Annotated in this window: 9 protein-coding genes; 2 read left to right on the forward strand and 7 right to left on the reverse strand. The window is 68.2% G+C overall.

The window, feature by feature from the left end; all coding sequences use genetic code 11:
* Nucleotides 1–120 precede the first annotated feature (120 nt).
* Nucleotides 121–1,092, forward strand: coding sequence for a glutathione S-transferase family protein (locus tag QM597_RS05555; RefSeq protein ID WP_415003875.1), 972 nt, complete (start codon nucleotides 121–123; stop codon nucleotides 1,090–1,092).
* Complete coding sequence (locus QM597_RS05560; protein WP_415003876.1) at nucleotides 1,089–1,580, forward strand: flavodoxin family protein; 492 nt, start codon at nucleotides 1,089–1,091, stop codon at nucleotides 1,578–1,580. The genes QM597_RS05555 and QM597_RS05560 overlap by 4 nt, the downstream gene beginning before the upstream one ends.
* Nucleotides 1,581–1,805: 225 nt before the next feature.
* Here QM597_RS05560 and QM597_RS05565 read toward each other — a convergent pair whose 3' ends face one another.
* The 7 genes from QM597_RS05565 to QM597_RS05595 all read right to left on the reverse strand — a co-directional run bounded on the left by QM597_RS05565 (nucleotide 1,806) and on the right by QM597_RS05595 (nucleotide 6,975).
* A complete protein-coding gene (locus QM597_RS05565; protein ID WP_415003877.1) occupies nucleotides 1,806–2,132 on the reverse strand; it encodes a hypothetical protein in 327 nt (108 codons plus the stop codon).
* 413 nt (nucleotides 2,133–2,545) lie between these two features.
* Nucleotides 2,546–3,466: a GTPase Era gene (gene era / locus QM597_RS05570; RefSeq protein WP_415003878.1), complete on the reverse strand. Its 921-nt coding sequence runs from the start codon at nucleotides 3,464–3,466 to the stop codon at nucleotides 2,546–2,548.
* Between the two features lies 1 nt (nucleotide 3,467).
* Complete coding sequence (locus QM597_RS05575; protein WP_415003879.1) at nucleotides 3,468–3,806, reverse strand: cytidine deaminase; 339 nt, start codon at nucleotides 3,804–3,806, stop codon at nucleotides 3,468–3,470.
* On the reverse strand, nucleotides 3,803–5,101 hold the full coding sequence (locus tag QM597_RS05580; RefSeq protein ID WP_415003880.1) for a hemolysin family protein: 1,299 nt from the start codon (nucleotides 5,099–5,101) through the stop codon (nucleotides 3,803–3,805). The genes QM597_RS05575 and QM597_RS05580 overlap by 4 nt, the downstream gene beginning before the upstream one ends.
* A complete protein-coding gene (ybeY, locus tag QM597_RS05585) occupies nucleotides 5,101–5,577 on the reverse strand; it encodes an rRNA maturation RNase YbeY (protein ID WP_415003881.1) in 477 nt (158 codons plus the stop codon). Before ybeY ends, QM597_RS05580 begins: the two co-directional genes overlap by 1 nt.
* The gene (locus QM597_RS05590) at nucleotides 5,555–6,565 is read right to left on the reverse strand and encodes a PhoH family protein (RefSeq protein ID WP_415003882.1); all 1,011 of its coding nucleotides are present in this window, start codon (nucleotides 6,563–6,565) and stop codon (nucleotides 5,555–5,557) included. The genes ybeY and QM597_RS05590 overlap by 23 nt, the downstream gene beginning before the upstream one ends.
* Before the next feature lie 53 nt (nucleotides 6,566–6,618).
* The gene (locus tag QM597_RS05595) at nucleotides 6,619–6,975 is read right to left on the reverse strand and encodes a hypothetical protein (RefSeq protein ID WP_415003883.1); all 357 of its coding nucleotides are present in this window, start codon (nucleotides 6,973–6,975) and stop codon (nucleotides 6,619–6,621) included.
* Between the last annotated feature and the right edge of the window lie 361 nt (nucleotides 6,976–7,336).

Here is a 7,336-nt window from a genome sequence, read left to right on the forward strand (position 1 = left end):
TGCGGTCTCGGGCGGTCGGCCACAGCGAGACTCCGCGGCGAGGTGTCCGACCAGATCAGACCTCGACGCGGCAGCGAAGAAGGAGGTTCACCGTGCGCATGTCGCCGCTAGCGTAGCACCATGAATGACCACAGCAGTGCCGCCGCCGACCCCCATGACACTGCGGGAGCCTATGTCAAGGCGGGCGCGGAGTTCGACCGCGACATGGACTACATCGGTGACCGGATCACCCGCGATTCGCCGCATTGGCCGGTCGAACCGGGCCGCTACCGGCTGGTGGCGGCGCGCGCGTGCCCGTGGGCCAACCGGGCGATCATCGTGCGCTCACTGCTGGGCCTGGACGACGTGATCGGCCTGGGCCTGTGCGGGCCGGTCCACGACCGGCGCAGCTGGACCTTCGACCTCGATCCCGGCGGCGTCGATCCGGTGCTCGGCTACGAGCGGCTACAGGAGGCCTACGTCGCGCGGTTCCCGGACTACCCGAAGGGCATCACCGTCCCGGCGATCGTCGATGTGCCGACGAGGCAGGTGGTCACCAACGACTTCCCGTGGATCACCCACGACTTCTTCTTCGAGTGGCGCGACTTCCACCGCGACGGCGCGCCCGACCTGTGGCCCGACGACGTCCGCGAGGAGATGGAGTCGGTCATGCGGCGGGTGTTCACCGAGGTCAACAACGGCGTCTACCGCTGCGGGTTCGCCGGGTCTCAGGAGGCGTACGACGCGGCCTACGAACGGCTCTGGGCGGCGATGGACTGGCTCGAGGAGCGCCTGAGCGAGCGGCGCTACCTCATGGGCGAGACGATCACCGAGGCCGACGTACGGCTGTGGACGACCTTGGTTCGCTTCGATGCGGTCTACCACGGGCACTTCAAGTGCAACCGCAACAAGCTGACCGAGATGCCGAACCTGTGGGGCTATGCGCGCGACCTGTTCCAGACGCCGGGCTTCGGGGAGTCGGTCGACTTCGACCAAATCAAGCGGCATTACTACGTCGTGCACACCGACATCAATCCCACGCGGATCGTGCCGCGCGGACCGGATCCGGCGGCCTGGCTGACGCCGCACGGACGCGAGAGGCTGGGCCGATGAGCCGGCTGCTGATCGTCCAGCATGCGCCGACGCCTGCGGTGCGGCACCTGGCCGAGGCGGTCGTGGCCGGCGCGCATGACGAGGAGATCGAAGGCGTGGAGGTGGTCGTGCGCGAGGCGCTGGAGGCCGATGCCGGCGACGTGCTGGCTGCGGACGGCTACCTGCTCGGGACTCCTGCCAACTTCGGCTACATGAGCGGCGCGCTGAAGCACTTCTTCGACACGATCTTCCTGCAGGCCGGTGGCGCGCTCACCGACGACGGCAGCGGCGGCTCGTCATCCTTCACCGGGCCGAAGAAGCCGTGGGGCTTGTGGGTCCACGGTCGCTACGACACGACCGGCGCGGTGCGCTCGGTGGAGTCCATCGTGCAGGCGCTCCCCTGGCAGCGCGCGGCCGATCACCTGACCGTCCTCGGCGACGTCACCGACACCGAGACCTCCCGCGCCTACGACCTCGGCGCGACCCTTGCCGCCACCCTCATCCCCTGACCGCCACCCCTCGGTCCCTGAGGTGCGAGCGTGCGAGCCTCGAAACGACCCCCACCGCAGCCGGTCCCTGAGGTGCGAGGAGCTTGCGACGAGCCTCGAAGGGACCCACCCGCAGGTGGCTTCGAGGCTCCGCTCGTTCCTCGCTCGCACCTCGGCCAGCGGACCTATCTGCGGAATCTCTCAGTTGAACGCCATGCTCTTGGGGCGTCCGCGTGTTCATTCGCGTCAGGCAGATTCCAGCAGACCAGCCGACTTGCGTCGCGCTTGCAGTACCCACTCCGGGGTGTTCCAGCCAGCGGCGTGCACAGCGGCCCGAACAGATGCATCGGCGAGCGCCACGGCATCATCGAAGTTACGGGCCTGCGCTACCAACTCGACGGTCAAGCGGCACGTTGCCAGATCTACCGACAACGCCGGGTCATCGATTCCCCCACCACTGTCCGCGAGGTTCTGCAGTTCCAGCATCAACCGGTCGGTCAACTCCTCGACTTCGGAGCGTCCTCCGGCGGGATCGAAGGCGAACTCGGCTCGTAGTTCGATCTGCGCGCTCATCGTTCCTCCTTCGTTGGACAGCACGGTTGGCGGTATAGCCAATGTAGCGCGTTCCGGACGTAGTTCTTCCCAGATGGAGTCAGATGAATCCATCGCATGTGGTCGCCACACGGACACCTGACGCGGTAGTACGTGGGCGGGTCATCGATGCGCCAGCCCGCTTCATGAAACTCACCCAACAGCGCTTCGACATCTTTGCGCGGGTGCTTCTTCCACTACCCCACCTATCCACGCCACGCACAGACAGGCGACCGACCAAGCGTTTCGCCCGCGCGGTAGCAGTCAATGGTGTCGGCCACTTGGTCGCTCTGTAAGGGTGGGTTCGGAGGCCCATTTCGAGGCTCCGCTCGTTCCTCGCTGCGAGCCTCAACGAGCGACCCCGACCTATAAATGAAACGCGCCGGTCCACAGCCTCAGAAGCCGAGGCGGCGGAGTTGCTTGGGGTCGCGCTGCCAGTCCTTCGCGACCTTGACGTGCAGGTCGAGGTAGACCGGGGTGCCGAGGATCTTCTCGATCTGGCGACGAGAAGCCGCACCGATCTCCCGCAGGCGGGCACCCTTGTGGCCGATGATGATGCCCTTCTGGCTGTCGCGCTCGACGAACACGTGAACCCGAACATCGGTCAGCGGCTTGTGCGCGGAGCGGTCCTCACGCGGCACGATCTCGTCCACGACGACCGCGAGCGAATGCGGCAGCTCGTCGCGCACACCCTCCAGCGCCGCCTCGCGGACCACCTCGGCCACGAGCGTCTCGGCCGGCTCATCGGTCAGCTGGCCGTCCGGATACAGCGGCGCGCCCTCGGGCAGCGTGTCGATGAGCAGATCGCGCAGCAGGCCGACCTGGGCGCCCTGGGCGGCGCTGACCGGAACGATCTCGCGCCAGCGGATGCCCGCCTCCTCGCCGGCCGCCTGGATCGCCAGCAGATGCTCGGCCAGCCGCGCCGGCGAGACCAGGTCGGTCTTCGTCGCGACAGCGAGGACCGGCTTGCGGCGCAGCCCCGCCAACTCCTTGACCAGGTACTTGTCGCCCGGCCCGACCCGTTGGTCCGACGGGAAACACATCGCCACGGTGTCGACATCGGCCCACGTCGTGCGCACCAGGTCGTTGAGCCGTTCGCCCAGGACCGTGCGCGGACGGTGCAGGCCCGGCGTGTCGACCAGCACGAGTTGAGCGCCGTCGGTATGCACCAGGCCCCGGATCGCATGGCGCGTGGTCTGCGGCTTGGAGGAGGTGATCGCGATCTTGTCGCCGACCAGCGCGTTGGTCAGCGTCGACTTGCCGGCGTTCGGACGCCCGACGAAACAGGCGAAGCCGGAGCGGAAGGAGGCCGCCATGTCAGGTGCGCTTGACGGTGTGCACCGCGCCCTCGGGATCGGCCAGGAAGACCGTGACGCCCTCACCAGCCAGGTCGCGCACCGCATCGACGCCGACGAGCCGCTCCTGCGGGCCGACGACCGCACCGGCCTCCAGGCCCGTCGCCCCCGACGACACCGCCATCGCCACCGCCAGGTCGAGAGCTTCCAGCCCCAAGGACGCCAGCCGCACGGTCGCCGCCGTGTAGGTCCGTCCGTCGAGGTCGCGCACGGCGGCCCCCTGCGCCGCGCCCGTACGCGCCCGTGTCGCCCGTGCCAGCGTCACGAGTTTGGCGTCCTCCGCCGTGAGTTCATCCGTCATGCGTTCGAGGCTACCGACCCGGCGGCCCCGGTGAGCCGCGTCACCCGCACATGGCCGACCTTGTTACGCCGGCCGGACGCCCCCTCGGCCACCAGACGCAGCCCGGGTGCCTCGGCCGCCGACCCCGGCAGCGGCACCTCGCCGAGGTGTTTGGCGAGCAATCCGCCTACCGTGTCCACTTCGTCGTCATCGACATCGACCCCGGTCAGCTCGGCCAGGTCATCGAGGTCGAGGCGCACGCTGACCCGCCACGAACCGTCGGCGAGCCGCACCGCCTCGTCCGGCTCGGAGTCGTACTCGTCGGTGATCTCGCCGACGATCTCCTCCAAGATGTCCTCGATAGTCACCAGGCCCGCAGTGCCGCCGAACTCGTCGACGACGATGGCGACATGCGTGCGGGTGGCCTGCATCTGCTTCATCAGGTCGTCGGCGGGCTTGGTGTCGGGCACGAACAGGCACGGGCGCATGATCGTGTCGACGTGCTCGACCTGCTCGGCGGTGTGATGGTCGAAGACCCGTTTGGTGAGGTCCTTGAGATAGGCCATGCCGACCACCTCGTCGAGATTCTCTTCGACCACGGGCAGCCGCGAATAGCCGCTCTGCAGGCACAGCGACATCGCCTGGCGCAGCGTCTTGGTCTGCTCGATGGAGACGACGTCCGTACGCGGAACCATGACCTCGCGCACGAGCGTGTCGCCCAGCTCGAAAACCGACTGGATCATCTTGGACTCGTCGGTCTCGATGAGCGATGCCGCCGCCGCGATGTCGACCATCTCGCGCACCTCCACCTCCGAGGCGAACGGCCCCTCGCTGAAACCGCGTCCGGGGGTCAGGGCGTTGCCGACGACGATGAGCAGTTTCGGGATCGGGCCGAGAACCCACTCCAGCGCGGTGGTCGGCAGCGCCGCCCACACCGCGATGGCCTCGGCACGTTGACGGCCGAGCGTGCGCGGGCCGACGCCGATGAAGACGAAGCTGACGACGCCCATGACGAGCGTCGCCACCAGGAACTGCTGCCACAGGCCGTTGACCTCGCCGGCCACGAACAGCGCCGCCAGCACGATGGCTGCGGTTTCGGCGAGCACCCGCAGCAGAGTGAGGCTGTTGAGGTAGGGAGCCGGATCGTCGAGGATGCGCACCAGACGCGCGGCTCCGGCCCGGCCCCCCTCGTTCAGTTCGACGGCTCGCGCCCGCGAGAACGACAACATGGCCGTCTCGACGCTAGTGAGCACGCCGGCCGCGAACGCCAAAGCGACGGCCACGACGACAGGGGTCCAGCTGACCGGATCGAACATCACGGGTTCTCGGGGTCGATACCGAGGCCGGCGCGCTGCCACTCCAGCAGCAGCCGCCCCTGGAGGCCGAACATCTCGGCGTGTTCCTCGGGTTCGGCGTGGTCGTAGCCGAGCAGATGGAGGATGCCGTGGACGAGGAGCAGTTCGATCTCGTCGGAGGTCGTGTGCCCGGCGGCCGGTGCCTGCTGCGCGGCGACCTGGGGGCACAGCGCGATGTCGCCGAGATAACCCTCGGGCGCGTCCTCGTCGTCACGGCCCGGCGTCAGCTCGTCCATCGGGAAAGAGAGCACGTCGGTCGGCCCGCTCTTGCCCATCCACTGCTGGTTCAGCGTGGCGATGGTGCCCGGTTCGACGAGCCGCACGGTCAGTTCGGTCGCCGGGTGCAGGCGCATGCGCCGCATGACGAAACGGCTCAGGAGGGTCAGCGCGACGACGTCGGCTCCGGTGCCCGATTCATCGAGAATGTCGACGTTCACGCTGTCCCTCTCGTGGCGCGGTGGATTCACTGGACTCGAAGGTGTCGTAGGCCGCGACGATCTTTCCGACGAGCCGGTGACGCACGACGTCGTGGGAGGTGAGCCGCGAGAAGTGGATGTCGTCGACGTCGCCGAGGACGTCCTGCACGATGCGCAGGCCGCTGCGCTGGCCGGTCGGCAGGTCGACCTGGGTGACGTCGCCGGTGACGACGATCTTGGACCCGAAGCCGAGGCGGGTCAGGAACATCTTCATCTGCTCGGCGGTCGTGTTCTGCGCCTCGTCGAGGATGATGAAGGCGTCGTTGAGCGTTCGGCCGCGCATATAGGCCAGGGGGGCGACCTCGATGACGCCGGCGGTCAGGAGCTTGGGGATCGATTCGGGATCGATCATGTCGTGCAGCGCGTCGTACAGGGGGCGCAGATACGGGTCGATCTTCTCGCTGAGCGTGCCCGGCAGATAACCGAGTCGTTCGCCGGCCTCGACCGCCGGCCGGGTCAAGATGATGCGGGAGACCTCCTTGGCCTGCAGCGCCTGGACGGCCTTGGCCATAGCGAGGTAGGTCTTTCCGGTGCCGGCCGGGCCGATGCCGAAGACGACGGTGTGCGCGTCGATGGCGTCGACGTAGCGCTTCTGGTTGAGAGTCTTCGGACGGATCGTGCGCCCGCGATTGGACAGGATGTTGAGACTCAGCACCTCCGCAGGCCGCTCCTGCGTCTCGGCACGCAGCATGCCGATGCCGCGTTCGACGACCTCGCGGGTCAGCCCCTGACCGGTGCGGACGATGGTCACGAGTTCGTCGAGCAGGCGTTCCACGAGGGCGGCCTCGCCCGGTTCGGCGGTGACGCTGACGCGGTCGCCGCGGACGTGGATGTCGGCACCGGGGAAGTCGCGTTCGATGAGCCGCAGGAACTCGTCGCCCGGGCCGAAGACCGCAACGGCGTCGATGCTCGCGGGCACGGTGAAGGTGTGCGTGGCGGGTTCAGTCATGTCTGGACCCATCGTAGAGCGAGCGCCACCTACCGCGCGACCGCAGGACGGGTTCAGCGCCGGGAGACGACAGGGGCGACCCGGCGAACGAACCGGCCCGAGGTGCCCGCCCCCCATACACCGAGGCGCAAGGCAGCACCGGGCGCGGCCACCGCCCCGCGGACGCCGAGTCTGGTCACCGTGATCGGCATGCGCACCGTGGTCTCGACCGGATTGGCCAGGGCATCGGCCACCACGACCGCATCGTCGAGATGGGTCAGCACGTACGGAAGGCGACGCGCCTGCGAGAGGTCCGCATGCGTCACGACCGCCTTACCGGCCACCCACGTGACCCGCACGACCAGCACCACCGTCTCCGGCTTCGGCACGGGCACGTCGGGCAACGGAGCGGGCGTAGGGATCTTCAACATTGGGCGATTTTAGGCGATGCGCAGGCTGCTCCGCTAAGGCTGCGCGGATAGGCGCTGGCCGAGGTGCGTAGGCCGCTTGCGGCCGGAGCCTCGAAGCCTGCGATGGCAGGTCCCTTCGCCCTTCGAGGCCGCTCGTTCCTCGCGGCACCTCAGGACCCGGCTGTGCTGCGCTCGCACCTCAGGGACCGGGCACGGCTAGATGATTGATGCGGGGAGATAAGGTCTTCGGCGTGGCTGCGTGACCTCAGAGACCAGGGTGTCCAGACTCAGCGTTGCTTACCCGAACGCCGAACCCCTGAAGGGGGCACCTGCGATGGACGCTAACCTGGACACCCTGGTCTCTGAGGTCACGCAGCCACGC

Origin of the sequence: Aeromicrobium sp., from assembly GCF_047607065.1 — a bacterium.
Taxonomy (GTDB): domain Bacteria; phylum Actinomycetota; class Actinomycetes; order Propionibacteriales; family Nocardioidaceae; genus Aeromicrobium.